This window comes from Natrinema marinum, assembly GCF_024296685.1.
GTDB classification, from domain to species: domain Archaea; phylum Halobacteriota; class Halobacteria; order Halobacteriales; family Natrialbaceae; genus Natrinema; species Natrinema marinum.
On the sequence record NZ_CP100763.1, the window covers coordinates 136,609 to 161,786 of the forward strand.

The following is a 25,178-nucleotide window of genomic DNA, read 5'->3' on the forward strand; positions in this document are numbered from 1 at the left end:
AGACCGACATGACAGATTCCCTCGTTGAGGCGGTCCGAATGCGGGTGCGTGCGCTGTTCTCACCGTCCCGTTTCGGCCAATTCGTTGGGGTCGGTTTCGTCGGTGCGACCGTCGATATCGTCGTTCTCGCCGTGTTGAGCGACATCACGACCGTCTCGTGGTTCGTCGCGAAACTCGCCTCTTGGGAACTCGGTATTACGGTCATTTTCGTGATCAACGAACGGTGGACGTTCGCGAGCCACGGTGCTGTCGGGGTCCGAGCGGTTGCCTGGCGATTCCTTCGCTCGAACGTCGTCCGACTGGGCGGATTAGCGGTGACGTTGGTGGTGCTACGGGTGCTCGTCGCGCAGTTCGGCGTCTGGCTCGTGCTAGCCAACGTCGTCGGGATCGGCGTCGGCTTCTTCGTCAACTACACCTGTGAGAGCCTCTACACGTGGAAGGTCCACAGGGAGTAGCGACAGAAATCCGCATACGGCACCCGAATCACAACCCTTAACTAGCACACTCGGTTACGAGATGGTAGCGGGATGGGATAGCCAGGAGATTCCGGCGGGCTCATAACCCGCAGACCGGTAGTTCAAATCTACCTCCCGCTACTTCTCGACGCGAACAATACCGAAGAACGGACCGACGAGTCCCCAGAGCGTCTAATACGACGAGTAGCTGTGAAGAAGGCCACGAGCAACGGCGAAGAGCGAAGCAACGAGTACCATCGACAACTCGAGCCGGTACCCGTCTGTTTTCGTGTCGATAACTCACGGTATCACCCGCATTCGTGTGATGTATGTCACATTTACTGATTTATGTCGTCTTCCACGGATCCCTCGTCCAAAATGAGCAGGGTATGGGTTGAAGAACGTCCGCTTGGTAGCTTACCGCATGGTGTCGGAACAGGGAAGCCGGCGCTTCGTCGCCGATGGCGGGTCGACCTTCGTCACGGAGTTCGATTGCGATGAATCCGCAGTCCGTGCGGTCTCACGGAGCCTCGCCGCCGTGAAAGGGGTCTCCGAGATCGAACTCGAGCCGCTGTACAATCGGGTCGAGGTCGATGCACTGGATCGGATGATTCGGCACGCCAACGGGCGTGATGGATCCGTTTTGGTCGAATTTACGATCGAGGGCTGTACGGTTCACGTCACCGACGAGCGAGTCATCCAGATCTGTTTCGACGAGGATGGATCGGCGATGACGGACGACGACTGCTGAACGGCCGATCGACGACAGCGCGACCTGCGGTGACGCTCGCCGGGCGATCACCGCTCGAGGACGATTTCGGTGCGGTCGACGAGCCCCCGGTCGGCGGCATCGTCTCGAGTGAGGCGAACGGTGATCGTGTAGCTGCCGGCGTCGACCGGCACCCACTCGTCTTCGGCGACCCGGATCCGCTGGGACCACTGCCGGCGGAAGTGTTTGCGCTCGCGCCGGGCGAAGTCGAACGCGGTCGGCCGGTCCGGCAGCGCCGGTGGCTCCCGAGACGCCTCGCGGTCGCCGTCGACGGCCCAGGTCCAGCGGATCGGCGACTCGGTCCGCAGCCGGAGCGGGACGGGGAGCCGGTTGCGAAACTCGACGGTGATCGCGACCGGTTCGCCACGCTCGTATCGGCGTTTGTTCGTCGAGACGGTGACCGCGAGCGCCCGGTGGCGCAGTCTCGTCGGCGTGAGCGCGTGGCTGAGCGCCGCCCAGTCGACCGACCGGCCGCCGCGCTCGCCGTCCGGCGTACCGGACGCGAACGGCTCCTCGCCGGTCCGCTCGAGCGGACCGGCGTCATCACGTCGGCTCATCGGACGGTCCCTCGAGCGATGGGGCGTCGTCGTTCGGATCGGGCGATGCCTCGAACCGCTCGTCGAACCGGTGGCAGGCGATCGGATGGTCGGCTGACCCCGGTTCCAGCGGCGGCTCCGTCGTCTCGCAGGGCGTCTCGAACGCCGACGCGAGCCGATCGCGTGCGGTCTCGAGGTCGCCCGCGGCGGCGGTCTCGAGCGCCGCCGCGAGGGCGGCGTCGGCGTCGGGATCGGAGAGCCGCTGCGGGATCCCGGTAGCGTCTCGGATCGCCGCCGAAACGTCCTCGCGGCTCTCGACTCGAGGAGACAGCACGTCGAGTCCCGCGCCGGTCGCCACCGCGTCGTGGAGCCGGCTCCGAAGCGCCATCACGGCCCGGAACGCGTCCGTCTCGAGGTCGTATTCGGCGGGCGGGATCACCTTCGGACAGCGCGGGTGGAACCGGCAGCCGGCGGGCGGGTCGGCCGGCGACGGTACGTCCCCCTCGAGGACGATCCGGTCGCCGACCCAGCGGGGGTCGGGTTCGGGGATCGCCGACAACAGTGCCTCGGTGTAGGGGTGTGAGGGGGCGTCGAAGACCGCCGCGGTGGGCCCGGTCTCGACGAGCGTCCCGAGGTACATGACGGCCACGCGGTCGGCGACGTGCTCGACGACCGAGAGATCGTGGGTGATGAAGAGGTAGGTGAGCCCGAACTCCGTCTGGAGGTCGGCGAGCAGATTGAGGATCCCCGCCTGAACCGAGACATCGAGCGCGGAGACGGGTTCGTCGCAGACGACCAGATCGGGTTCGACGGCGAGCGCGCGAGCGATGCCGATCCGCTGGCGCTGGCCACCGGAGAACTCGTGTGGGTAGCGGGTCGCGTGGCCGGCCTGCAATCCGACCGTCTCGAGCAGGTCCCGGACGCGCTCGTCGCGGCGCTCGGGCGGGACGACGTCGTGAACGTCGAGGGCTTCGCCGACGATGTCGCCGACGGTCAATTTCGGGTTCAGGCTGGCGAGCGGGTCCTGAAAGACGTACTGCACCTCGCTCCGCAGCGCCCGGAGTTCGGAGCGCGAGCACCCGGTCAGTTCCCTGCCGCGGTAGCTCACGGAGCCGGCGGTGGGCTCGAGTAACCGCACGAGCGTTCGGCCGAGTGTCGTCTTACCGCAGCCGCTCTCGCCGACCAGGCCGAGCGTCTCCCCGGCGCGAAGTTCGAGGTTGACGCCGTCGACCGCCCGGACGGTCTCGCCGCGGCCGAGCAGCCGCTCGAGGAGGCCGTCCGCGGTGGTAAAGTGCTTCTCGAGGCCTTCGGCGCGGAGCAAGACCTCACCGTCCCCGTCGCTCGCCGTCATTTCGACTCACCCGACTGGCGTCGCTCGCAACGGTCTCCGTCCGCGTCAGTCCCCTCGTGGGGGTTGTCTCGAACCCGGACCTCGTAGTCGAGTCCGTCTTCGAGGTCGCCGGTGTACTCGAGGCAGGCGGCGACGTGGGCTGCGGGATCGCCCTCGTCCGGATCCCCCGATGCCGTCTCGACCAGCGGCGGACGACGGCGCGCACAGACGTCCTCGGCGTAGGGACAGCGCGGGTGGAATCGGCAACCGGTCGGCGGGTCAACGAGGCCGGGCGTCGTCCCCGGAATAGTCGCGAGGCGCTCGCGGTCGTCGCCGAGCCGGGGCGTCGCGGCCAGCAGCCCGACCGTGTAGGGGTGTTTCGGGTCGTAGTACAGCTCCTCGACCGGCGCGCGCTCGACGATCTCGCCGGCGTACTGGACCAGCACCCGATCGCACAGTTCCGCGACGACGCCGAGGTCGTGGGTGACCAGCTGGATCGCCGTCTCGGATTCGATCGCCAGATCCGCGAGGAGTTCGAGGATCCCCGCCTGGACCGTCACGTCGAGCCCGCTGGTCGGCTCGTCGCAGATCAACAGCGCCGGATCGCAGGCCAGCGCCATCGCGATGAGGGCCCGCTGTTGCATGCCGCCGGAGAACTCGTGGGGGTAGTCCGAATAACGCGCCGCGGGCTCCGGGATACCGACCCGCTCGAGGAGGGCGATCGCCCGGTCGCGGGCCGCGTCGTCGCCGACGCTCTCGTGGGCGCGGATCCCCTCGGCGATCTGCTCGCCGACGGTGTACACCGGGTTGAGCGCCGCGCCGGCGTCCTGAAAGACCATCGCGATCTCGTTCCCGCGGAGCGCGCGGAGTTCGTCGGCAGAGAGCGCGAGCACGTCGCGGCCACGAAAGCGGATCTCGCCGCCGACGATCTCGCCCGGACTGTCGAGCAGGCGAAGCACGGCGAGGCTGGCGGCGCTCTTGCCGGCCCCGCTCTCGCCGACCAGCCCGACCGTCTCGCCGGCGCGGACCTCGTAGCTGATGCCGTCGACCGCGCGGACCGGGCCGTCCTCGGTGTAGTAACGGACGGCGAGGTCCTCGACCTCGAGCAGCGCCATCAGCGAAGCCGCCCCCGTTCGTCGGCCACGTCCCGGCTCGGATCGAGCGCGTCGTTGAGCCCGTCGCCGACGAGATTGATCGACAGCACGAACAGGAAGATCGCAAGGCCGGGGAAGACGGTGACGTGCCAGTCGCCCCGGATCAGCGAGTCTCGGCCCTGCGAGAGCATCGCGCCCCACTCGGCACTGCCGGGCTCGAGGCCGAGCCCGAGGAAGCCAAGCGCTGCCGCGGTGAGGACGACCGTGCCGACGTTGAGCGTCGCCTGAACGACGACGGGCGCGACGGCGTTGGGCACGACGTGCCTGCGAAGGATCGTCCGATCGGGGACGCCGAGTGCCCTGGCCGCGGTGACGTACTCGCGTTCCCGGATCGAGAGCACCTCGCCGCGCAACAGCCGAGCGTAGCCGACCCAGCCCGTGAGGACCAGCGCGACCACCACCGTCCAGAACCCGCTGCCGAGGACGGGAACCGGCTCGAGGATCGGGACGAGCGCGATCGCCAGCACCAGAAACGGGAAGGCATAGAGGACGTCGACGATGCGCATGAGTATCTCGTCGGCCCAGCCGCCGAAATAGCCGGCGGTCGCGCCGAGCGGGATGCCGACGCCGAGGGCCAGCACGACCGCGACGAGGCCGATCCCCAGCGTGTACCGGCCGCCGACGAGGAGCCGCGAGAAGATGTCCCGGCCCGCCCAGTCGGTTCCGAACGGGTGGGCCGCAGAGGGCGGGGCGTTCGCCGGGCCGACGAACGTCTCGCCCGGCCCGTAGGGTGCCAGCGAGAACGGCTGGAGTGTGATCGTCACCTGCGCCGTCGACACCTCGATCGGTCGGGCGAAAAGCGCCAGGACGGCCATCGCGGCGATGACGCTCAGCCCGGCCACCGCCGCACGGTTTCGCCGGAACCGCCGCCACGTGCTCCGGAATCGCCGACGCCTCGGTCGATCGCGCTGCGATCCCGTCGCCCGATCGGACGCCGTCGCCGGCGTCGTCGAACCCGTTCCTGACTCGTCGAATCGGTCCGCGACGGCCTCCTCGAAGCCGACGACGCGAACCCGGCCGCGCTCGGTAGTGGGCTGTCGATCGCTCATCGTTCGTACCTGATTCGCGGGTCCAGAACCGCGTAGACGATATCGACGAACAGGTTCGCGAGGACGATCGCGACGCCGACGAGCAGGACGGCCGCCTGAATCACCGGGTAGTCCCGCCGGAGGATCGACCGGACCAGCAGGCGCCCGATCCCCGGCCAGGAGAAGATCTGCTCGACGACGACGGCGCCGTCGACCAGGAACGCCAGCTGGAGGCCGGCGATGGTGACGACCGGAAGCAGGGCGTTCCGCAGGACGTGTTTCAGGATTACCGTCCGTTCGTGGAGTCCTTTCGCACGCGCGGCTCGAACGTAGTCGGCGTCGAGTTCCCCGAGCATCGACGACCGCAGCAGCCGGGTGATCAGCGCCGCCGAGGCGGTGCCGAGGGTGATCGTCGGCAACAGCATGAACTTCGCGGTCGCGAGACTCACGAGGGGCGCGTCCGGCGGGATGACCCGGAACCAGCCCAGATGGACGCTGAAGACGAGCAACAGGACGAGGCCGAGCCAGAAGTTCGGCGTCGCGATCCCCGCTAGCGCGGCGATCCGGCTGAGTTCGTCGGCTGGTTCGCCGCGCCTGACCGCCGCCACGATCCCCGCCGGAATCCCGACCGCGAGCGCGAGCAGCCACGCCGCCACGCCCAGCGCGACCGTCGCCGGCAGCCGATCGGCGATCGTCGTCGCGACGTTCCGGCCGGTGATCACCGACTCGCCGAACTCGAGGCCGACCGCGTCGCGCAGCCACAGCAGGTACTGCTTCCACACTGGCTCGTCGAGGTGGTACTCGGCCCGGATCGACGCCTCGACCGCCGGGCTGACGTCCCGGTAGCCGGTGAGCACGTCGACCGCGTCGCCCGGAAGCAGGTGAACGAACGAAAACGTCAGTGCGCTAACGCCGAGCAGGACCGGCACCGCGACCGACAGCCGCCTGACGACGTAGCGACCGAGCGACATGGCGGTTAGTTCGGACGAACGTACTCCTCGGCGATCCGCTCTCGGAACGACTCGCTGACGTACTCCTCGAGCATCGGCGAGATCGGCGTGTAACCGATCTGGCCGATCCCGTAGTAGACGTTCTCGAGGATCCGCTCGCGCGGGATCAACATGTTACAGCCGCGGCGCACCGACGGCTCCGAAAACGGCGGGAGATAGACCGGATAGAGAACCATGTCGAAACTGCCGCCGACGCGGCGACCGACGCCGTAGCCGTCGCGGCCCTCGAGGTCGGCGATGCTCGCCGAGGGGACGCCGTAGCTGAAGTGGATGTCTCCGGCCTCGAGTGCGGCCTGCCGCGACGATTTCTCCGGGATGATCTCGAGGCGGACGGTCTCGATCGGTGCCGTCGCCGGGACCGACTTGCTCCCTTCGAACCAGTGGTCGTCGAACCGCGTCAGCCGCCAGTGGTTGCCGCTGTCGTGTTCAGCGAACCGGTAGGGACCGGTCCCGATCGGTTCCGACTGGAGGTCGTGTTCGCCCTCGATCGCCGCCATCGGGACGATCGGCACGTTGAACAACGCCTGCTCGAAGGGGCCGTACGCTCGCTGGCAGACGATATCGATCGTGTGCTCGTCGATGACCTCACTGGTCTCGTACCAGTCGTAGACGTCGCCCTCCCGTATCGTCCCCTCGTATCGTTCGAGCGAACCCGCGACGTGGTCGGCGGTGAGTTCCTCGCCGTTGTGAAAGCGGACGCCCTCGCGCAGGGAAAACCGATATGTCGTCTCGTCGAGTTGCTCCCAGTCGGTGGCGAGCATCGGTTGGAGCTCGCCGTCGAAGTCGATACCGAGGAGTTCCTCGTAGATCAGCGCCGTCGCCTGACTCGAGACGGTCCCGTTGATCTCGACGGGATCGTAGTTGGTCACGTCACTGCCGAGATCGCCGATAAATTCGGTCGTCCCCTCGAGTTCGGTGTAGACGCCCGCCCAGGGCGCGTAGATGGCGTAGTACGAGCCCGGCCGGAGCGGGTACGTCTCCCAGCCGCTGACGACGCCGCTGTCCCAGACGTGAGTCGCTTCGCGAAAGCGGACGAACGACGCCGGCGAGTCGGCGACGAGCCGTTCCTGCAGGTTCCGATAGGTCTCGACCCGTTCCTCGAGGTCGGTTTCGGTCAGACCCGCGTCGATGTACCGGTCGACGGCGTCGTCTCCGTAGTGGCCGACGTTGAACCCGTTCGGCGTCCAGTTGTCCGAGTGAAACAGCATGTCGACGTAGTCACTCGGGTCCCAGCCGCCGGTCCAGCTCGCGACGAACATGGCGTTCTCGTCGTTCTCGGCTGCGCCGACCATGAGGTCGACGTGGGAGCCGAACTCTCGGCGCTCGACCGAGACGTCGAAAAAGCCCGTATCGTTGAGTTCGTTCGCGAGAAGCTGTGCGAATTTCTCCCGCTCGCTGTCCTCGGTGATGGCGATCGCCGTCTCGAAGGGGGGATCGATCCCCGCCGCCTCGAACCCCTCTTGAATCAGCTCCTCGGCGGGACTGTCGGCTGTCACGCTGTTGAACTCGATACAACCCGCCAGTCCGGCGATCCCGGCCGCTCCCGCTCCTTTCAGGAGTGAACGCCGTCTCAATAGATCGCGCTCACCGGTCCCGACACTATCCCCTGCCATTGGCGTGGGATTCAGAACCCGACACTATATTCCTTGTGATGGGACGCCTCCGTTCGGTTCCGAAACGCCCTCTAAGCCCCGATGACGGCCGCGAACGCGCTATCTTTCTCGAGAGACAGCGATCTTCGACGGCGGTCGCCGGGGTGTGGCGCTGTTCGTGGCTACTGGTCGCCTTCCTCGTCAACGATGACGACTTCGCCGTCGACGACGTCGACGTTGATCAGCGTCTTGACGTCGTAGCCGGCGTCGTCGACCTTGTTCTCGCCGCCGACTTTCTTGATGACCGCCACCGTGTCGACGACCTCCGCGCCGATCTCGTCGAGCGCCGACAGCACCGACGCGAGCGTCCCGCCGGTCGAGAGCACGTCGTCGAGCACGAGGACGCGTTCCCCCTCGCGAACGTCGTTGATGTACATCTCGTTCTCCGAGTAGCCCGTCTTCTGGGAGATCGCGACCTCGTCCTCGAGGCCGTACTCGCGCTTTCGGATGACGGTCAGCGGGATGTCGGTCATCAGCGAGACGGCCGTCGAGATGTGAATGCCCATCGCCGCGGGGGTGACGATCCGGTCGACCTCCTCGAGTTCGGCCTTCCGGATGATTCGGATGACGATCTCGCGCAACAGCGTCGGGTCGAGCTTGGGGAGGCCGTCGCTGATCGGATGGACGAAGTAGTGGTAGCCGTTCTTTTCGATGATCGGCGCGTCGAGGAGAGACCGCTTGAGCTGATCCATGTCGTCGGTCGGAGGGAAGCGGAGTAAAAGTTGACGATCCGCCGAGCGCTCGCCCGGCCTGCCGCAGGTCCGGTTCGGAGCTCGCAGTTGCGCCGACAGCCCGTCTCACTCCTCGGTGCTGTAGCTGAGTTCCGGCGGCTGATCGCCGTGACCAAGCCGCATGTTCCGCTCGTGGTAGATGTGAGCGGCCGCGGTGAGCGTGAACGTCCCCGCGATGAGGGCCGTCCACGTCAGATCCGCCAAGAGCGTGAGCGGATAGATCTGCAACCACAGCGCGGCGACCAGCGCACAGCTGATCGCGCCCAGCGAGAGGTAGAGCTCGCGCCAGGCGAACTCCCGGCCGGGGACGATCTCGAGGTAGACGCTGATATCACGCGTTCGCTCGGTGGCCTCGATGACGCCCAGATCCGAGTCGAAACAGAGAATGCCGGCCGTGTCCATCTTCGGGAGGTGCGTCTGCTGGAGCGTCGTGTAGACCCGCTTTCGCTGTTCTGGCGTGACGCCCTCGAGCGTCGTATCGTACTCCCAGGCGGCGACCTGTTGGGCCAGATCGCCGAGTTCGACGGGGCGGTCGTCCTGTTTGAGAAACTGGAGCACGTACCGTCGTCGTTGGTTGCGCAACACTTCGAAGATCTCGCCTTTGGTGAGGGGATCGTCGTCCGCGTCGGGACTGGCGTCGCCCTCGTCGACGTCGCCGCCGGCAGGTGCGTCCGCAGTGCGTTGCTGCTGTGCCACGTCGATCACCTCGAGGTGCCGGCCGGTGCCGGTGATTTATTCGCGTTCAGACCTGTTCGAAGACCCATTAGTTCGGTCGGATGAACCGCACCCATATAGTTCCCGTGACGAACTCACCGATCGATCAGGCGCCGGTCGAACCGCCGCCCAGCACCGCGGCGATCGAGTCGGCGATCTCGCCGCCGAGGCCGGCTTTCGTCCCTTCGTAGCGGGCGGCGTCGGTCGCGTGGACCAACAGTGCGTTCGTCTCGTCGGCACCCATCACGCTCGCGTCGTTGGCGACGACGAACGCGAGGTCCGCTCGCTCGAGCGTCGTCCGGGCCTGCTCGATCATCGCCGCTTCGTCGCCCGAGGTCTCGGTCTTGAAGCCGACGATCGGCAATTCGGGGTAGTCGGCGCGGATCTCGTCGATCAGCTTCGGCGTCGGCTCGAGCTCGAGGGTGAGTTCCTGCCCCGATCGGATCTTCTCGTCGCTCGTTTCGACGGTGTAGTCGCCGATCGCGGCCACGGAGACCATCGCGTCGGCGTCGGTGCAGGCCTCGCGCGTGGCCGCGAGCATTTCGTTGGCACTCTCGACCCGCCGAACGTCGGCGTAGGGCACGTCGGGGCCGTCGTGGACGAGCGTCACGTCCGCGCCGCGGACGTAGCTGGCCCTCGCGACGGCCCGGCCCATCTTGCCCGACGAGCGGTTGGTGATGATCCGGACGGGATCGATCGACTCACTGGTCGCCCCGCTCGTGATCACGACGTGCTCGCCCGCGAGCGGTCGGTCGCCGGCCGCGCGGGCCACGTCGCAGACGATCGCCTCCTCGCTGGCGATCTTCGCTTTCCCCTCCTCGATGCGCGGGTCGACGAAGTCGACGCCCCACTCCGAGACGGTGTCGATGGCGCGGAGTACGCCGGGGTGGTCGTACATCGGTTCGTGCATCGCGGGCGCGACGACGACCGGCGTGTCGGCCCCGAGCGCAGTCGTGGCGCACGTCGTGACGGGCGTGTCGTCGACGGCGCCGGCGATCTTGCCGACCGTGTTGGCCGTCGCGGGTGCGACGAGGAATACGTCGGCCCAGCCGTCGTAGCCGCAGAGTTCGACGTGTTCGACGCTGCCGGTGATCTCGGTGACGACATCGTTCTCGGTGGCGAACTCGACGGCCCAGGGGTGGACGATCCCCTGTGCGCTCCCCGTCATCACCCCGCGAACCGCGGCTCCGTGGCGTCGCAGCTCGTGGGCGAGTTCGACCGTCTTGACGGCCGCGATCGACCCCGTCACCCCGAGCGCGACGTTGACTCCCTCGAGCATTCGTCTGCTATTCCCTCCCGGGATGTGTTAAGCGTAGCGAGGCGTCGCCGAAACGCGCGCCTTACGGTTCGCCGCGACGACCCTCCTCCTCGACCGCGAGGTCGACCCGTTCGCCGAGCCACTCGAGGGCCCGATCGACCGTCTCGGGGTCGGTGCCGGTCACCTTCAGCCGGTTTCGCCGCTCCGTGGCGGGGTAGCTGCCGATCGTCACGTCGAACCGCTCGCGAACGCCGTCGATGGCCGCGGCCATCGACCCCTCCGGCTGGGGCGTGTACGCCACCCGTGAGACCGCGTCGCCGCTGAACTCCCCGGCGACGCGCTCGAACAGCGCCTGCATCTCCGCCGGCACGCCCGGGAACGCGTAGACGTTCTCGAGGACGCAGCCGGGACAGAGCCCTTCGGGGTTGAGTACCGGTCGACTCCCCGCCGGCAGGGCCGCCCAGGCGTCGACGTCGAAATCGAGCTCCTCGGCCGTGACCGTCTCCGGGTCGAGCCCTCGATAGTCCGCGACGGTCTCGAGGACGTCACGACGAACGGACTCGTCGACGACCAGCTCGCGGTCGAACGCGTCCGCGAGCGCGTCGGCGGTGACGTCGTCGTGGGTGCCGCCGAGCCCGCCGGTCACGATCGCAGCGTCGACCGCGCTCGTCCACTCGCGGATCGTCGTTGCGATTCGGTCGCGGTCGTCCGGGATCGTCAGGATCCGATCGACGGTCGCGCCGCTGTCGGTCAGCCGGGTCGCGAGCCACTGGGCGTTCGCGTTCGCGATGTCCCCGGCGAGCACTTCGTCGCCGACGGTGAGGATGGCGACCTCCATCGACCGACTCGAGGCGGGCAGACGGCAAAAGGATACGGTCCGAGGCATCTCCGTCTCTGCCATTGCAGTATTAGTCGCACATCTCCTCTCTTTCGACCGACCTTGTAACGAGCGCTCGATACAGGGGGAAACGTCTCTCGTCGACCCAACGAACCGCCTGCGGTGGCGCGCGCTGGACCGCGGTGAGGCACTGACGAACCGCGGTATATCACTGCGCGAGGGATGAGCGAACGAAGTGAGCGAGTCGGCTGGGGAGGGCGTGACAATCCCCTCTGTCCACGATCGCAGGACGCTTCGTCTTCTTCATCCTGAGCAGAACGCACCGTTCAATCCACGGAAGTAGTGAGCAAACTCACCGTTCTGGCTTCGGGCTATCGGTCACGTATAGAACGCGGGCCACCAACTGCTGTTAGTCTTCCACGACGCTCGGATGCATCGTCGGCTCCTCCTCGAGCGGCTCCGCGAAAGCCTCGAGCAGCCGCTGCCGGGCCTGTTCGTCGCGCTTCCGTCGTTCCGCGTCGTCGATCTCCTCGCAGCCCGGCGGGACTTCGCGGCCGCGGCCGGTGAAGTAGCCCTCGGGGACGACCCAGTCGTGATAGAAGTTGGCACCCGAGTCGTGGATAGCCGCGAGCCCGACCTTCGCGCCGTGGCCGGCCGCGACGATCGTCTGGTGGGGTTCGTCGGCGAGTCGGCCCGCCGCGTAAACGCCGTCGACGGCCGTTCGCCCACCTTCGTCGACGGAGACGAAGTGCTTGCTCCCGCGCTGGATGCGACCCACGTCCAGCGGGACGAGGTAGTCGCTGTCGGACCACGAGGCCGCGATCACCCGGCGGGCCTCGAGCGGGTCGCCGCCTTCCGTCTCGAGGACGAACCCGGCCTCGAGATCCGTTTCGTCTACGGGTTCGACCCGTGTCACACGGCCGAGTTCGAACGCGACGCCCGAACTGCGGGCCTGCTCGCGGCTCAACTGCAGATACCGGCGGGCGTCGACCCCATCCGGGAAGCCGGGGTAGTTCTCAAGGCTGGCGTTGCGCGCGAGGATCGATTCGCCCCCGTCGACGACGAGGGTGTCCAGTCCCGCGCGGGCGGTGAAGATCGATGCGGCGAGGCCGGCGACGCCCCCGCCGACGATGCAGACATCTCGCATGGCCGCCGGTTGATCGGCTCGAGTATAGAAAGTTGCCGTCTCCGCTCTCGCCGTAGCCCGCGTCTCTGCCCCCGCCGGAGCCCACGAAACGGTCGATCTCGCAGTCGTGTAGTGCCACCGACAGCATTTTGATCCGCGACGGAAAAGCCTCGACTAATGCTGGTGGCCCTCGCGTTTCTCGTCGCGCTCGCGGTCGGTCCGTTCCTCGCCTTCCGTGCGTTCGCTCGTCGCGTCGAGTCGACGGCCGAACCCGTCGAGGACCGGCTACACCGGTTGAACCGCGTCCAACAGATCGGTGGATTCGCGCTGCCGATCGCCGGCATCATCGGCCTCTACGCGCTCGGTCTGCTGGATCGGACGACGGCACTGGTCGGGACCACGGGGCCCGAACTGTTCGGGCTCGCCGTCCTCGAGTTCGGCGTGATCATCCTCGTCACGTTCGGGGTCGCCGCGCTCCCGCTGGTCTCGATGGCCCTTGGAACCTATCCGACGGTGCGGTCGCTCCGCGACACGTCGGCGTCGATGTGGACGGTCGCGAAGGGCGTCCTCCTCGTGATGGCGGCCAGCGCGGTCTCGGTAGCGGTCGCGCTCGCCGGCTTCGTCGCGATCACGTCCGTCGTCGGCTCGTCGCTGCCCGTGCTCGTCGGCGCGCTCGGACTGATCGTCTTCGTCTCTTTCGGCCTCTCACCGTATCTCGTCTTGATCGCACAGGATCGCGTCCCGCTCGAGGGGGCGCGCCGCGAGCGCGTCGAGCGGCTCTGTGAAGACCTCGGCTACCGGCCGCGGGGCCTGTACCTGCTCGAGGGCGAGTCCACCAAGACCGCGAACGCGCTGGTCGCGGGCACCGTCCCCGGCTTTCGGTACGTCTTCCTCACGGACTATCTGCTCGCGGAGTGCGACGACGACGAACTACGCACGATCGTCGCCCACGAGTTCGGGCACGTCGCCGGCCGCCACCTCTGGCAGCGCGGGCTCCTGACCGTCGCCGTCTTCGGCGGTTGGATGGTCGGCGTCCAGCGCTTCGGCATGGGCGGGCTCGAGGAGCGGTTCGGCTTCCTCGGCTTCTTCCTTCCGTTTATGACGCTCTACGCGGTGTACCACGTCGGTTTCCTCGGCGGGCTCGCGTGCTGGCAGGAGTTCCGTGCCGACGCCTACGCGGCCCGGGAAGCCGGCCGCGAGGCGACGGTCGCCGCCCTCGAGACGCTCGCCGACGCGAACGACACGCGACGCGAAGCGGGACTGCTCTACAGTCTCGCGACTCACCATCCGCCGATCGGGGACCGCATCGACGCGCTTCGTGACGGCGGCAGCAGCGAGCGGTCGCGGGCGGCGCCGAGCGACTGACGGCGGGCTCGCCCGTGTGACTCGCGTCGGTTTCGACCAGTCGAAGAGTAATCCTTACGTTCGAACCCGCCGTACGACGGCTGTGGACAGAATTCTCCTCAGTACGCTCGCCCATCGATCACCCGAGGAGGTCTTTCCGTACGTGCGGTCGTTCGCCGACTATCCGCGGTACACCGACCACCTGAAGGAGGTCCGAATCAACGGTGACGGCGGCGTCGGCTCCGTCTACGACCTTCGACTGGCGTGGTGGAAGCTCGCCTATACGGCGCGCTCGAAAGTCACTGAGATCACCGCGCCGGAGTCCCTCCGGTGGCGACTGGTCAACGACATCGACGCCCGCGGGGAGTGGCGCGTCGAACCCGAACCCGACTCCGCGCCGGCGGGCGCGGAAACGGCCAGTCGGATCTACTTCGAGGCGGTCTACGACCCCCACTCGGCCGACGAGAACGCGATCTCGCTGCCGCGGTTCGTCTCGCTGGATTGGGTCGTCCGGAAGGTCGAGCCGAAACTGCTCGACGAGGCCGAGACCGTCGTCGAGCGACTGGTCGCGGACATCGAGGGTCGCCGCCGCAAGGTCGAGTTGACGATCCACGAGATGCCGTAGAGACGCCGCTCACTCCTCGGTTTCGAGTTCCTCGACGCGCTGCTCGAGCGATTCGATTCGTCGGTCGTCGCTGCGGCCGACGATGACGACCTTCCAGATCGCGACGATGACGACGATCGGAATCGCGAGGAAAAACAGGAGCGTCACGACGAGTATGATCAGTTCTGGTGGGCCCATGCCGCCGGGGACGAACGCGGGTAGCATACGGATTTCTCAGTCGAGAGTTCGCATACAATTTACTATTCATCATTCCTCGAGCGACCGATCCGCGGACGCGCTCGACCGGGGTCGGGGACGGGTGTGGCGAGTGACGCCATCGCGCGGACCGTCAGGGCGAACGCCCTTACCGCTCGAGAGAAACTGGCCTGACATGAGTCCCATCGTCATCGACTCGAGGCCACGACCCCGGCGGGTGAGACGCGGATGCGCGTGATCGTCGTCGGTGCGGGGCAGGTCGGTTCGAACATCGCCGAGAGCCTCGCCGACGAACACGACGTGATCGTCGTCGACATCAACCCCGACAAGGTCGATTCGATCACCTACTCCCTCGACGTGTTGACCATCGAGGGCGACGGGACCTCGATCGAGACGCTCCAGAAGGCCGGCATCGAGAAGGCGGATCTGGTCATCGCGAGCACCGACATCGACGAGACGAACATTGTCGTTTGCGGTGCGGCGAAGGCCGTCGGCTCGCCGTTTACGATCGCACGAGTCAAGAAGACGAATCTCCTGCGTACCTGGGAGCACTCGGCGGGCGCGTTCGGCGTCGATTTCATGGTCTGTACGAACCTCCAGACCGCGGAGACGATCGTCCGCATCGCCGGTCTTCCCGGCGCACACGACGTCGATTCGTTCGCCGGCGGCCTCGTCCGCATGGCCGAGTTCGAGGTGGTCCCGGAGAGCCCCATCGCCGGCGAGACCGTCTCGGAGGCGGACCGCTACGAGTCGCTGACCTTCGCCGCCCTCCTGCGGGACGACGATGTCGTCATCCCGACCGGCGACACGGTCATTCGAGCGGGTGACGCCGTCGTCGTCATCGGTTCCGGGGAGAGCGTCCGCGCGTTCGCGGGCTCGCTGACGCCCGAACCGTCCCTCGAGGACGTCAACGAGATCGTTATCGTCGGCGGCGGCGAGATCGGCTATCAGACGGCCCGGCTCCTCGAGGCGGAGGGGATCGACCCGCGACTCGTCGAGCGCGACCCCCAGCGAGCGCGGACCGTCGCCGAGGAGTTACCGGAGACGCTGGTCCTGCAAAGCGACGCGACCGACATCGACTTCCTCGTCCGGGAACACGTCGGCGAGTCCGATCTCGTCGTCGCCGCCCTCGAGAGCGACGAGAAGAACCTGCTCGTCTCCCTGCTCGCGAAACGGATCGGCGTCGAGCGCACCATCGGCGTCGTCGACGCCGGGGAGTACGTCGACCTCTTCGAGACGGTCGGAATCGACGTGGGCGTCAACCCGCGGCTCGTGACCGCCGAGGAGATCACCCGGTTCACGCGCGAACGGGAGACCGAGAACGTCGCCATGCTCGAGTCCGACCGCGCGGAGGTCCTCGAGATCGAGATCGATCGCGACAGCCTGCTGTTCGAGAATCGCATCGGAGGGGCGATGGGAGAACTGCCCGACGGGGTCGTGATCGGAGCGATCACCCGCGACGACACGGTGATCACGCCGCGGGGCGATACCGTCATCGAGGGCGGCGATCACGTGATCGTCTTCGTCGATACCGACGTGTTAGACCAGGTCACGAGGGCACTGTAGCGTCGACGATCACTCGCCTGTGACTCGCGCGCCGACCTCGAGCCCGTTGCACAGCGCCGCGTGGAGCCGTCCCTCGCCGGCGACCCAGTCGCCGAGACAGTACAGTCCCTCGCGTTCGGCCCGGTCGAGGGGCTCGGTGGCGACGCCGTCGTCCGGTAGCGCGTACCGCCAGCCCTGATGGTCGGTCCAATCGGGCTCGCGCAGGCGGTCGTCGCCCAGCAACCGGGCGGTCATATCGGCGAGGCGCTCGAGGTTCGCCGCCGGCGGCTCGTCGTAGCGGTCAGCCGACCACTCGGGGCTGGCTTGGACGATCAGCAGCGACTCGCCGTCGGGGACGTGGCCGGGTTTGCACTCCTCGCGGCTGACCCAGCCCACGTCGTGGTCTTTGTCGGCGTTGACGAGCGCGTAGTAGGGTCGCTCGAGTTCGAACGGGTAGTGGAAGACGCCTGTCCAGATCGTTCGGTAGGGGACGGCTTCGGCGGCGTCAGCGAGCGGTTCGCGGACCGGAGACTCCCAGTCGGCCGAGCGCACCAGCTCGGCGGTCTGGGGGGCCGGCGGGTTCAGCAAGACCGCGTCGAAGGGCCCCCACCGCTTGCCGTCGGCGTCCTCGAGTTGCCACGTTTCGTCGTCGCCGCCACCGCCACGAATCACCGTTTCGGCGCGCGTCTCGCGGTGGACGGTCGCGTCCGTGCGGGCAAACAGCCGCTTTGCGACCTGCGTCAGCCCCTGTCGGTAGGTCCACTTGTGGTCGTCGCGATCGTCCCCCTCAGTGACCGTTCCGTCCGCGTCGAACGTCCAGACCGGGTCGGAAATCTCGACCAGTCCCTCCGTCTCCAGCGTGTCCGTAACCAGTTCGACGACCCGCTCGTCGTCGGACTTGAGGTAGTTCGCGCCGTACTCGTAGATCGCGTCCTCGCGCCGCCTCGTTGCGGCGCGCCCGCAGAGCCCGCGGGACTTCTCGAGAACCGTGCTGTCCACCTCGATCGACGCGTTCGCGAGCGTATGGGCCGCAGCCGCGGCGGCCGCCCCCGCACCGACGATTCCGATTCGAATCATGGACGGAGATGAAACTCGCGGCCTCAAGTAAACCGGCCCAAACAGCGGCGGTCGTCGGGACGAAAGCGGCGGGCTCCTACGTCATCGATTCGAACTCCCGTTCGACCACCCGCTCGGCCCGCCGCCGCGGCGTCGTGGCGCCGACGGCCACGAGCTCGCACCGGGACGCGCCGTCGTGGCGACAGCGGCGTTCGTACACCTCGAGGCGCTGGTCGTAGTGGTCGGCGATCCCCTCGAGTAACCCCATCGCGACCCGGCAGAAGCCGCGTTCGGAGCCGTACGTGATGACGATCACGTCATCGTCGAGCCGCGTCGCGGCGATCGCCGGCGGCTCGTACTCGAGGGTTTCGCCGTTTCGGAGCGCCCGGTGGATCGTCCCCTCGACGTTTTCGATCAGCTCGAGCGCGTCCCAGTCGTCGTCGATATAGACGCCGTACATATCGACGAGTGTCGGGACGACGTACCGGCCGAAGGTCCGAAGGAGTTCGGACTGCTCGATTCCCGACAGTTCCACGGCGGCCTCGACGAGTGCGACGAGATCCTCGTCCGGATACGCGGAGACGGGCGTGTAGTGGACGCTGCCCACGTCAGCCTCCTCGCGGATCTGGTTCCACGTCGTCTTGTCGTACGTCTCGACGACGAAATGTTTCAATCCCGTGAAGATGATTCCGTGCATACGTGCTGTGTCGTTCCGGTCCGGTGCCGTCGGCACCGGCCTGTACCCGAACGTGACTATCGTATCCGAATTGGTTTAATATAAAAGTGTCCCTGAACGATGTCCGCCGACCCGACGAGCGCGAGCGGCGAGAAAGCGACTCGAGCGGCGTGGTCACCTCGTCGGCGGCGGGGAGGCGCTCGGCGGCGCGTTCGACCGCGGTTCGTGACACAGATCCCGCGTCCGGACAGTCACGGCGGCGGATCGATCGAACGGCTTTTGCAACGTCGGCAGGTAGGACCGGGCGATGGACGTACTGATCGTCGGCGCGGGGTCGATGGGGACGTGGTTCGGGGAGGCGATCGACGCCCGAGTCGCGTTCGCCGACGTCGACGGCGACGCCGCGGCCGCCGCGGCCGAGCGAGTGGGGGGTGCGGTCGCCGACCTCGAGGGCGAGGAGCCCTACGAGGTCGTCTGTCTCGCCGTGCCGATGACTCACGTCACGGGGGCGATCGCCGAGCAGGCCGACCGGGCCAAGCACGCGATCGTCGACGTTTCGGGCGTGATGGAACCCGCACTTGAAGCGATGGAGCGCCACGCGCCGGACAAAGAGCGGGTGAGTCTTCATCCCCTGTTCGCGCCAGAGCGCGCGCCGGGTTCGATCGCCGTCGTCCGCGACCGATCCGGCCCGGCGACCGACGACCTCCTCGCGGCGCTCGAGGCCCGCGGCAACGAGTTGCTCGAGACGACGGGCCCGGACCACGACGGCGCGATGGAAACCGTGCAGGCGGCGACCCACGCCGCGGTGCTCTCCTTTGCCCTCGCTGCAGAGTCGGTCCCCGAGGGGTTCGAGACGCCGATTTACGAGGAACTGCGGACGCTGGCCCGGCAGGTGACCGCCGGGACGCCGCGGGTCTACGCCGACATTCAGGCGACGTTCGACGGGGCCGACGCGGTCGCCGATGCCGCCGCCGACATCGCCGCCGCCGACCCCGAGGAACTCGAGGCGCTGTACCGAGAGGCGGCGGCGAACTGGCACGGCGAGCGGAGCGCGGACCGCGCCGAGTCCGAGCCGGACGGTGACGAGTCCGGGGGTGATGGTGCGTGAGCGACCAGCGCGAGGCGATCCGCTCGAACGCGAAGTACCTGCGTAACGTCCGGCCGATCGATCCCGAGGAGATTTGCGAGTACGTCGAGGGCAGTCCGCACCCGGCGGTTGTCCGTCAGCAACTCCGCGAAGATGCGGCCGCCCTCGGCCTGCTCGAGCGCGACGACGGCACCTTCGTCCCCGTCGGTGACGACCCCGTCACCCCTCTCCATGGACCGGTCGAGCGGTTGCCGGCCGACTACGAACGTCGGCTCGAGGACCTGTTGGCCGACCGGTACGGCCCGAACTGGAACGAGGGACCGTCCGGCGACCTTCTCCGATCGACGATCCGCCGGTTCAAGGCCGACTACCTCGAGGGTCGGCCGGTCGAGTATGACGACGACGCGGCGGCCGGCTACGCGATCTACCACCTGCCGGGCTACTACGCCGCGGTCCAGTACGCCCTCGACGATCTCGCCGAGCGGGGCCTGCTAGGTCGCAATCTCCGCGTCCTCGATATCGGCGCGGGCGTGGGCGGCCCCGCGCTCGGCCTCTGTGACTACCTGCCCGACGACGCCCTGCTCGAGTACCACGCGATCGAACCCAGCGCCGCCGCGGACGTGCTCGAGGAGCTGCTCGGGGCGACGGGGCGAAACGTCCACGCGACCGTTCATCGAACGACCGCCGAGGCGTTCGACCCGGCCGAGGCTGTCGGCGCTGGTGGGGACGCGGGTGACGAGTTCGACCCGACCGCGCCGGACGACGGCTTCGATCTCGTGCTCGCCTGTAACGTCCTGAGCGAACTCGACGAGCCCGCCGCTGTCGCGCGGTCGCTCCTCGAGACGCTCGCGCCCGACGGGACCTTCCTCGCGATGGCGCCCGCCGACAAGAACACGAGCATCGAACTGCGCGAGGTCGAACGGCGCCTCGAGGGTGAGCGGCTGTGGGACCGCGACGAGTTACCGGTCGAAGCGGACGACGAGGACGACGCCCCCGTTCACCGACGCGGCGAGGTCACCGTCTACGGCCCCGCGGTCCGACTCTGGCCGGGGGCGATCCCGTCGGACCGCGGCTGGTCGTTCGACGTGCGACCCGACCTCGAGATTCCGGGATTCCAGCGGCGACTCGACGAGGCCGCATCGGCCGACGACGCGCACGATCCCGGCGAGTTCGTCAACGTCGACGTGCAGTTCTCCTACTCGCTGTTGCGACTCGACGGCCGACGGCGGATCGACATGGCCCTCGAGACCAGCGAGTGGGCGAAGATGGCCGAGATGGACCGCCACGTCACCAACCGGATCGATCTCGTCGCGGCGAAACTCAGCCGCTCGCTAACCGGGGACGGAAGCGACGCCAACGGAGGCGGCGGTCGCGGTGACAGCGGCAGTGCGAACCCGCTGTTCAAGATCAGCGACGGCAGCGAGGCCGTCGACCACTACGCCGTCGTCACGAACGAAACCGCGCTCAACCGACCGCTGCTCGAGGCCGACTACGGCGACGTCTGTTCGTTCGAGGGCACCCTCGCGCTCTGGAACGATGACGAGGAAGCCTACAACCTCGTCGTCGACGAGGAGACGATCGTCGATCGCATCGCCTGAGCGGCTGCCGGAAGCGGTGGGCTTTTCGCACCGCCGCCCGACCGGCGTGACATGAGCGACGACCTCGAGATCCTGCTGACCAACGACGACGGGATCGACAGCACCGGGATCCGGGCGCTGTACGACGCCCTCTCCGAACACGCGAACGTGACCGTCGTCGCGCCCGCCGGCGACCGAAGCGCCTGCGGCCGGTCGCTCTCTCACGAAGTCGAGGTCGACGACCACGAACTCGGCTACGCGGTCCACGGGACGCCCGCCGACTGCGTCGTCGCCGGCCTCGCCGAACTCGGCCCCTTCCCCGACCTCGTCGTCGCGGGCTGTAACAAGGGTGCGAACCTCGGCGAGTACGTCCTCGGGCGCTCGGGAACGATCAGCGCGGCCGTCGAGGCTGCCTTCTTCGATGTGCCGGCGATTGCGACCTCGCTGTACATTCCTGCCGAGGACACCCCCTTCGACCAGACCGCGGTGACGACCGACGAGTACGCCGAAGCCACGCGCGTGACGACCTACCTCGCCGAACGAGCGCTCGAGGCGGGCGTCTTCGATCACGCGGCCTATCTCAACGTCAACGTCCCGCTGCCCGACGACGAGCCCGCGCCGATCGAGGTCACGCGCCCCTCCAAGCGCTACGAGATGGATGCCGAACGCGACGGCGCCCACGTCACCCTCCACGATCGCGTCTGGGACGATATGAGCCCGGACTCGCTTCCCGACCCCGAGGGGACCGACCGCCGCGCCATCGTCGAGGGCCGCATCAGCGTCTCGCCGCTGACCGCGCCCCACTCGACGGAGCACCACGAAGTGCTCGACGCGCTCGCCGACGACTACACCGAGGCGGTCGGGACGGCCGACCACTGATGGAGCGACCAGCCCGTCTCGCTCGAGCCGCGCCAATACCCCCGCTCGAGCCGGGAAGGCGGTGACTACCGCCAGTATCGAACAACTGGTACGTGGCCCCGCCCGTCCCGATCGCGTTGGTCGGTGAGCCTGTCGGTCGCGGAAAGTGATAACTGACTTGCGACCCGCAAGGCGGTCGCTATTCCACGGCGGTGCCGTCACGATAGGTACGACGTGACCGACGCACTCGCGTGTAACCCATGAAACATAAAATCAAGGTAGGTGGGCGTTCAAGCTGTGGTAGTCCCAACGGAGCGTGATCAATAGATGGTATTCAGTACACTCTGGACCCGCATTTCGTCTCTCTGGCGCGGCTCGGCCGACGAGACTGCCTCGAGCGAGTCTGCGACGACGGCGACCGGGGAATCCGGCCAGGAGTCGGATGACGAAACGTTAAGCTACGCCGAAGAGATCGAATACGGCGTCGACGAGCGCGAACTGCCGGACGAGGACAAAATTCTCCGGATGCTCGTCAAACGCGGCGGCCGCGTCGACCAGTCGACCATCCACGAGGAAACCGAGTGGTCGATAGAGCACTTAGAGGAAGTCATCGATCGCATGGAGGACGACGACCAGATCAGCGCGATCACCGTCGGTCGCAAACGCGTGATCTGCCGGCGCGGCTTCGAGCCGAAAGGGTACCGCGGTCATCTCAACGAGTAGTTCGGTCGGTTTCTGGCGCGAGCCACGAGCAGTGACCGTCGACCGTTCTGCGGTTACTTTCCGTGTCCGGCGCTCGGCCGGCGAAGCGTGGCTCCGCCCCGCTAGTTGTCCCTCTGTCGGGCTCGCGGGCATCGCAGCCTCGATTCGATTCCGCTGTAATTCACGATCGAGAACCCGTCGGCCCTGGTCGACTACGAGGAGTCCAACGACGCCCTCGAGGGTGTCGGCGACGATATAGAGTACATCGAGACGGGCGCCCCGGAGGCGACGGCCCCCGACGCCGTCCTCGAGGAACTCGAGGCGCGAGGATTCATCGCCAACCGAGAGTCAGACCTGCCCGTCATCACCGAAACGACATGTTTTCGTAGCGAAAACCGTTCGATTGGAAACCTTCTTTTCGCAGTTTTCCCATCTTCCCGCTGGGGATGGCACACAAAGACGACGTAACGCGGGTACTCGCATCGTGTACCGCCTGTGGCTCCGTCTACGCGGCGCGACAGTGGCCGGATGGCGAGATTCGCATCATCGGACAAGGCGGCTGCTCCTGTGGTTCGACCGATTTCGAACCCGTCGACGATTCCGACGACGAACCGGAGGTGAGCCCCGACGAGAAGTGAGCGTCCGGTCGTCGGTTGCCCGTGACGGCCCGCAGCGACCAGTCTGCCGTCCGGAGCGTCCGACTCAGGATTCGGCACGACCCGGACAAGACTCGGCACGATCCAACTAGCTCTCGATTCTCGATTCTCGACTTCTGACTTGCCGACTCCTGACAGTTCGTTCTCGAGGGGCGGAGCCGCCTGTACGGCGTCCCCCGCTGTGACGACCGCTGCTCGCAAATCGACTGTCTCTTCTGGCCGACCCGCCTATCGACCGTGACGGGACGAACGCACAGACCACTATAGTTAAGCGGGAGAACTGTGAAGGCAACGATCATGCCTTCAGACGAGTTCCTTGACGGCGAATCGCTCACCGGACGACAGGCTGGCATCATTTTCGCCAGTTTCCTCAGTTTCATCATCCTCTCCGGGGTCGCGCTGGTACTTCTCAAAGGGCTCTTCTGAGCCTTCCCTCGAGACGAGAGTGGAGAGGCGTCTTTCCGTCAGGTGCCGTGATCCAGGTTCAGGAATCGAACTCTGGACTGGCAGCGAATCCAACTCGAGAATACGTCGCGCTCGAGTGTCGAGACAGTCTGGGAACTCTCCAACCGCCCCTGGCCGAGAGCTAGTTCACAGCCCCGCGTTTCTATCTGGCCCGTAACTGTTCAAATACAATCATAATAGCAATATTTATCAGCAGTTCCCATCGTTGTCTTCACGAATATGTCAGCAGCACACGAACGCACCCAGACCCGGCACCGCGTCTCGACGACCGACGTACCGAAAGTGGCGGGGATTGCAACCGCACTCGTCGCGGTGAACATCCTGCTGATGTTCGTGGCGAGTTATACGCCACTCGCGGTTCTCGGTAGACTCCTCTTCGCGAATTTCTTCGTCGGCGTCGCGACGTTCATCGTCACCATCGGTGGCGGGTTCTGGATTTCGAACCGCGGTATCGAAGCCGATGTCCTGCCGTTGGCAGGCGCCGGCGTCGCGCTGATTCAGTTCGGCTATACGTTGCTCGGCTCCGCGATCCTCGGGCTCGTCCCGTCCGAACTCGTCGTTCCGTCCCTCGCCATTACAACGGTCCTGACGGGACTGCTGACCGCCGGCGTCGTCGTCCTCGTCTATCGAACCGATCGGTCGTTCGACCGCTGGCAACTCTACTCGAGGGGGCTGTTCGTCGCCGGCTTCGTCGTGGGCGGCGTCGGCTTCTTCGTCACCCCCGCGCTCGTGCTTCTCGCGTCCGTCCTGTTTTTCCTCGGGTTCGTCACGGACCTCACCTACGAGATCTGGGCGGTCAAGGCAAACAGATACGCGAGCACACTCCGGAACGCGATCGGTATCTACGTCGCCGTCATGGGTGTCTTCATCCACATCCTGCAACTCGTGTTACGAGTCCTATCGCTGCTCGATAACTGAGGTAGTCGTCGCGCCGTAATCGCCTGCGTTTTCTACACTCTACACTCGGCTCTCGGCCAGTGGTCTCTGTGCTCTCCGCGTCCGCTCGAGACTATCGGCTCACAAGATTATTTCCCTGACCCCGACGGCGAAACAGCGATGGACTCGCCGGGCGGGCAACTGTAAACCTCGGTCATGGTCAATCGCAGTACAGCGGAGGGATCCGAGCATGACCCGGTACTGCCCGCATTGCGGTGGTCAGATGATCACCGAAACCTCGGCTGGAGGCCTCCCCCGTCGCGTTTGTGAGAACGGTCCACACGATCTGCTGGAGGTGTCACGCGACCGATGAGCGCTTTCCCAGAACCAACTGATGGGGAGTCGGTTGACTTCCTCGAGGAACGCGACGGCGACACTGAGTCATGGACTCGAGCGGACCCACGAGAGGCGCTGATCGAGTCGTTCGGTCGGTTCGGCTACAAGGTCACGCTCAGAGACGGCGAGGACGTACACTACTGCGCGCTCGGCCTCGAGGACGACGAGTACCTCGGTCGATGTGACTGCAAGGGCTGGCAGTACCACGACGGGCCGTGCGCCCATCTCTGTACGCTCCGAAAGGCCGACTTCCTCGGACTGGTCAGCGTCGAGGCGACCAACGGCAGTCCCGCAGACGAGCACGAAATGTGCCACGCGACAGGCGAGACGCTCGAGGGAGAGCCACACGACACCGCGATCGAGCAGACTCGAGACTATGAGCAGGAGATGGAGGGTCGCGCATGACGCGCACGCACACCCGCGCGATAGCCGTCTCCGTAAGGGTCCCCACCCCCCTTGCATACGAACTGCACTTCCCGACGCCGTCTGCGTATTCACCGGATATGCAAATTGGGGTGA

Annotated in this window: 27 protein-coding genes and 1 tRNA gene; 14 read left to right on the top strand and 14 right to left on the bottom strand. The window is 66.8% G+C overall.

The window, feature by feature from the left end; genetic code table 11:
• Positions 1-8 precede the first annotated feature (8 nt).
• From NKH51_RS00690 to NKH51_RS00700, 3 genes are all read left to right on the top strand, one after another.
• On the top strand, positions 9-455 hold the full coding sequence (locus NKH51_RS00690; RefSeq protein ID WP_254763323.1) for a GtrA family protein: 447 nt from the start codon (positions 9-11) through the stop codon (positions 453-455).
• Between the two features lie 66 nt (positions 456-521).
• Positions 522-596: transfer RNA gene (locus tag NKH51_RS00695), tRNA-Met, on the top strand.
• Between the two features lie 283 nt (positions 597-879).
• Positions 880-1,206 (top strand): HalOD1 output domain-containing protein, encoded by a 327-nt coding sequence (locus tag NKH51_RS00700; protein ID WP_254763324.1) that lies wholly within the window; start codon positions 880-882, stop codon positions 1,204-1,206.
• Between the two features lie 47 nt (positions 1,207-1,253).
• Here the strand turns inward: NKH51_RS00700 and NKH51_RS00705 are convergent, their stop codons facing one another.
• From NKH51_RS00705 to NKH51_RS00755, 11 genes are all read right to left on the bottom strand, one after another.
• Positions 1,254-1,781, bottom strand: coding sequence for a DUF7974 family protein (locus NKH51_RS00705; protein WP_254763325.1), 528 nt, complete (start codon positions 1,779-1,781; stop codon positions 1,254-1,256).
• On the bottom strand, positions 1,768-3,111 hold the full coding sequence (locus tag NKH51_RS00710; protein WP_254763326.1) for an ABC transporter ATP-binding protein: 1,344 nt from the start codon (positions 3,109-3,111) through the stop codon (positions 1,768-1,770). Before NKH51_RS00710 ends, NKH51_RS00705 begins: the two co-directional genes overlap by 14 nt.
• Complete coding sequence (locus NKH51_RS00715; RefSeq protein WP_254763327.1) at positions 3,108-4,205, bottom strand: ABC transporter ATP-binding protein; 1,098 nt, start codon at positions 4,203-4,205, stop codon at positions 3,108-3,110. Before NKH51_RS00715 ends, NKH51_RS00710 begins: the two co-directional genes overlap by 4 nt.
• Positions 4,205-5,293: an ABC transporter permease gene (locus tag NKH51_RS00720; protein WP_254763328.1), complete on the bottom strand. Its 1,089-nt coding sequence runs from the start codon at positions 5,291-5,293 to the stop codon at positions 4,205-4,207. The genes NKH51_RS00715 and NKH51_RS00720 overlap by 1 nt, the downstream gene beginning before the upstream one ends.
• Positions 5,290-6,243 (bottom strand): ABC transporter permease, encoded by a 954-nt coding sequence (locus NKH51_RS00725; RefSeq protein WP_254763329.1) that lies wholly within the window; start codon positions 6,241-6,243, stop codon positions 5,290-5,292. The genes NKH51_RS00720 and NKH51_RS00725 overlap by 4 nt, the downstream gene beginning before the upstream one ends.
• A gap of 5 nt (positions 6,244-6,248) precedes the next feature.
• Positions 6,249-7,895, bottom strand: coding sequence for an ABC transporter substrate-binding protein (locus NKH51_RS00730; protein WP_254763330.1), 1,647 nt, complete (start codon positions 7,893-7,895; stop codon positions 6,249-6,251).
• A 161-nt stretch (positions 7,896-8,056) separates the two neighbouring features.
• The gene (hpt, locus tag NKH51_RS00735) at positions 8,057-8,626 is read right to left on the bottom strand and encodes a hypoxanthine/guanine phosphoribosyltransferase (RefSeq protein ID WP_254763331.1); all 570 of its coding nucleotides are present in this window, start codon (positions 8,624-8,626) and stop codon (positions 8,057-8,059) included.
• A 105-nt stretch (positions 8,627-8,731) separates the two neighbouring features.
• Positions 8,732-9,370 (bottom strand): DUF7344 domain-containing protein, encoded by a 639-nt coding sequence (locus NKH51_RS00740; RefSeq protein ID WP_254763332.1) that lies wholly within the window; start codon positions 9,368-9,370, stop codon positions 8,732-8,734.
• A gap of 115 nt (positions 9,371-9,485) precedes the next feature.
• Entirely contained in the window at positions 9,486-10,658 is a 1,173-nt protein-coding gene (gene coaBC / locus NKH51_RS00745) for a bifunctional phosphopantothenoylcysteine decarboxylase/phosphopantothenate--cysteine ligase CoaBC (RefSeq protein WP_254763333.1), read from the bottom strand.
• A 61-nt stretch (positions 10,659-10,719) separates the two neighbouring features.
• Positions 10,720-11,475, bottom strand: coding sequence for a competence/damage-inducible protein A (locus tag NKH51_RS00750; RefSeq protein ID WP_254763334.1), 756 nt, complete (start codon positions 11,473-11,475; stop codon positions 10,720-10,722).
• 409 nt (positions 11,476-11,884) lie between these two features.
• Positions 11,885-12,622: an NAD(P)/FAD-dependent oxidoreductase gene (locus NKH51_RS00755; protein ID WP_254763335.1), complete on the bottom strand. Its 738-nt coding sequence runs from the start codon at positions 12,620-12,622 to the stop codon at positions 11,885-11,887.
• Positions 12,623-12,778: 156 nt separating this feature from the next.
• Between NKH51_RS00755 and NKH51_RS00760 the strand changes: the two genes are divergently transcribed.
• Entirely contained in the window at positions 12,779-13,966 is a 1,188-nt protein-coding gene (locus NKH51_RS00760; RefSeq protein ID WP_254763336.1) for a M48 family metalloprotease, read from the top strand.
• An 82-nt stretch (positions 13,967-14,048) separates the two neighbouring features.
• Positions 14,049-14,570 carry an SRPBCC family protein gene (locus NKH51_RS00765; protein ID WP_254763337.1) on the top strand — a complete coding sequence of 174 codons (522 nt, stop codon included), beginning with the start codon at positions 14,049-14,051 and terminating at the stop codon, positions 14,568-14,570.
• A gap of 9 nt (positions 14,571-14,579) precedes the next feature.
• Here NKH51_RS00765 and NKH51_RS00770 read toward each other — a convergent pair whose 3' ends face one another.
• Entirely contained in the window at positions 14,580-14,774 is a 195-nt protein-coding gene (locus tag NKH51_RS00770) for a hypothetical protein (protein ID WP_254763338.1), read from the bottom strand.
• A 219-nt stretch (positions 14,775-14,993) separates the two neighbouring features.
• Here NKH51_RS00770 and trkA point away from each other — a divergent pair, with 219 nt between their 5' ends.
• A complete protein-coding gene (gene trkA / locus NKH51_RS00775; protein WP_254763339.1) occupies positions 14,994-16,331 on the top strand; it encodes a Trk system potassium transporter TrkA in 1,338 nt (445 codons plus the stop codon).
• Between the two features lie 9 nt (positions 16,332-16,340).
• Here the strand turns inward: trkA and NKH51_RS00780 are convergent, their stop codons facing one another.
• Positions 16,341-17,387 carry an NAD(P)/FAD-dependent oxidoreductase gene (locus NKH51_RS00780; protein ID WP_254763340.1) on the bottom strand — a complete coding sequence of 349 codons (1,047 nt, stop codon included), beginning with the start codon at positions 17,385-17,387 and terminating at the stop codon, positions 16,341-16,343.
• A gap of 76 nt (positions 17,388-17,463) precedes the next feature.
• The gene (locus tag NKH51_RS00785) at positions 17,464-18,063 is read right to left on the bottom strand and encodes a heme NO-binding domain-containing protein (protein WP_254763341.1); all 600 of its coding nucleotides are present in this window, start codon (positions 18,061-18,063) and stop codon (positions 17,464-17,466) included.
• A gap of 286 nt (positions 18,064-18,349) precedes the next feature.
• Between NKH51_RS00785 and NKH51_RS00790 the strand changes: the two genes are divergently transcribed.
• The 8 genes from NKH51_RS00790 to NKH51_RS00820 all read left to right on the top strand — a co-directional run bounded on the left by NKH51_RS00790 (position 18,350) and on the right by NKH51_RS00820 (position 25,064).
• Positions 18,350-19,150: a prephenate dehydrogenase/arogenate dehydrogenase family protein gene (locus NKH51_RS00790; RefSeq protein ID WP_254763342.1), complete on the top strand. Its 801-nt coding sequence runs from the start codon at positions 18,350-18,352 to the stop codon at positions 19,148-19,150.
• Entirely contained in the window at positions 19,147-20,727 is a 1,581-nt protein-coding gene (locus tag NKH51_RS00795; protein WP_254763343.1) for a small ribosomal subunit Rsm22 family protein, read from the top strand. The genes NKH51_RS00790 and NKH51_RS00795 overlap by 4 nt, the downstream gene beginning before the upstream one ends.
• 51 nt (positions 20,728-20,778) lie before the next feature.
• Complete coding sequence (gene surE / locus NKH51_RS00800) at positions 20,779-21,585, top strand: 5'/3'-nucleotidase SurE (RefSeq protein ID WP_254763344.1); 807 nt, start codon at positions 20,779-20,781, stop codon at positions 21,583-21,585.
• 306 nt (positions 21,586-21,891) lie between these two features.
• Complete coding sequence (locus tag NKH51_RS00805; RefSeq protein WP_254763345.1) at positions 21,892-22,287, top strand: helix-turn-helix transcriptional regulator; 396 nt, start codon at positions 21,892-21,894, stop codon at positions 22,285-22,287.
• Positions 22,288-22,712: 425 nt separating this feature from the next.
• Positions 22,713-22,904, top strand: a complete 192-nt coding sequence (locus NKH51_RS00810; RefSeq protein ID WP_254763346.1) for a hypothetical protein — start codon at positions 22,713-22,715, stop codon at positions 22,902-22,904.
• A 315-nt stretch (positions 22,905-23,219) separates the two neighbouring features.
• The gene (locus tag NKH51_RS18780) at positions 23,220-23,348 is read left to right on the top strand and encodes a hypothetical protein (protein ID WP_256527488.1); all 129 of its coding nucleotides are present in this window, start codon (positions 23,220-23,222) and stop codon (positions 23,346-23,348) included.
• A 258-nt stretch (positions 23,349-23,606) separates the two neighbouring features.
• Entirely contained in the window at positions 23,607-24,305 is a 699-nt protein-coding gene (locus NKH51_RS00815; protein ID WP_254763347.1) for a hypothetical protein, read from the top strand.
• Between the two features lie 327 nt (positions 24,306-24,632).
• Positions 24,633-25,064: an SWIM zinc finger family protein gene (locus NKH51_RS00820; RefSeq protein WP_254763348.1), complete on the top strand. Its 432-nt coding sequence runs from the start codon at positions 24,633-24,635 to the stop codon at positions 25,062-25,064.
• Positions 25,065-25,178 lie beyond the last annotated feature (114 nt).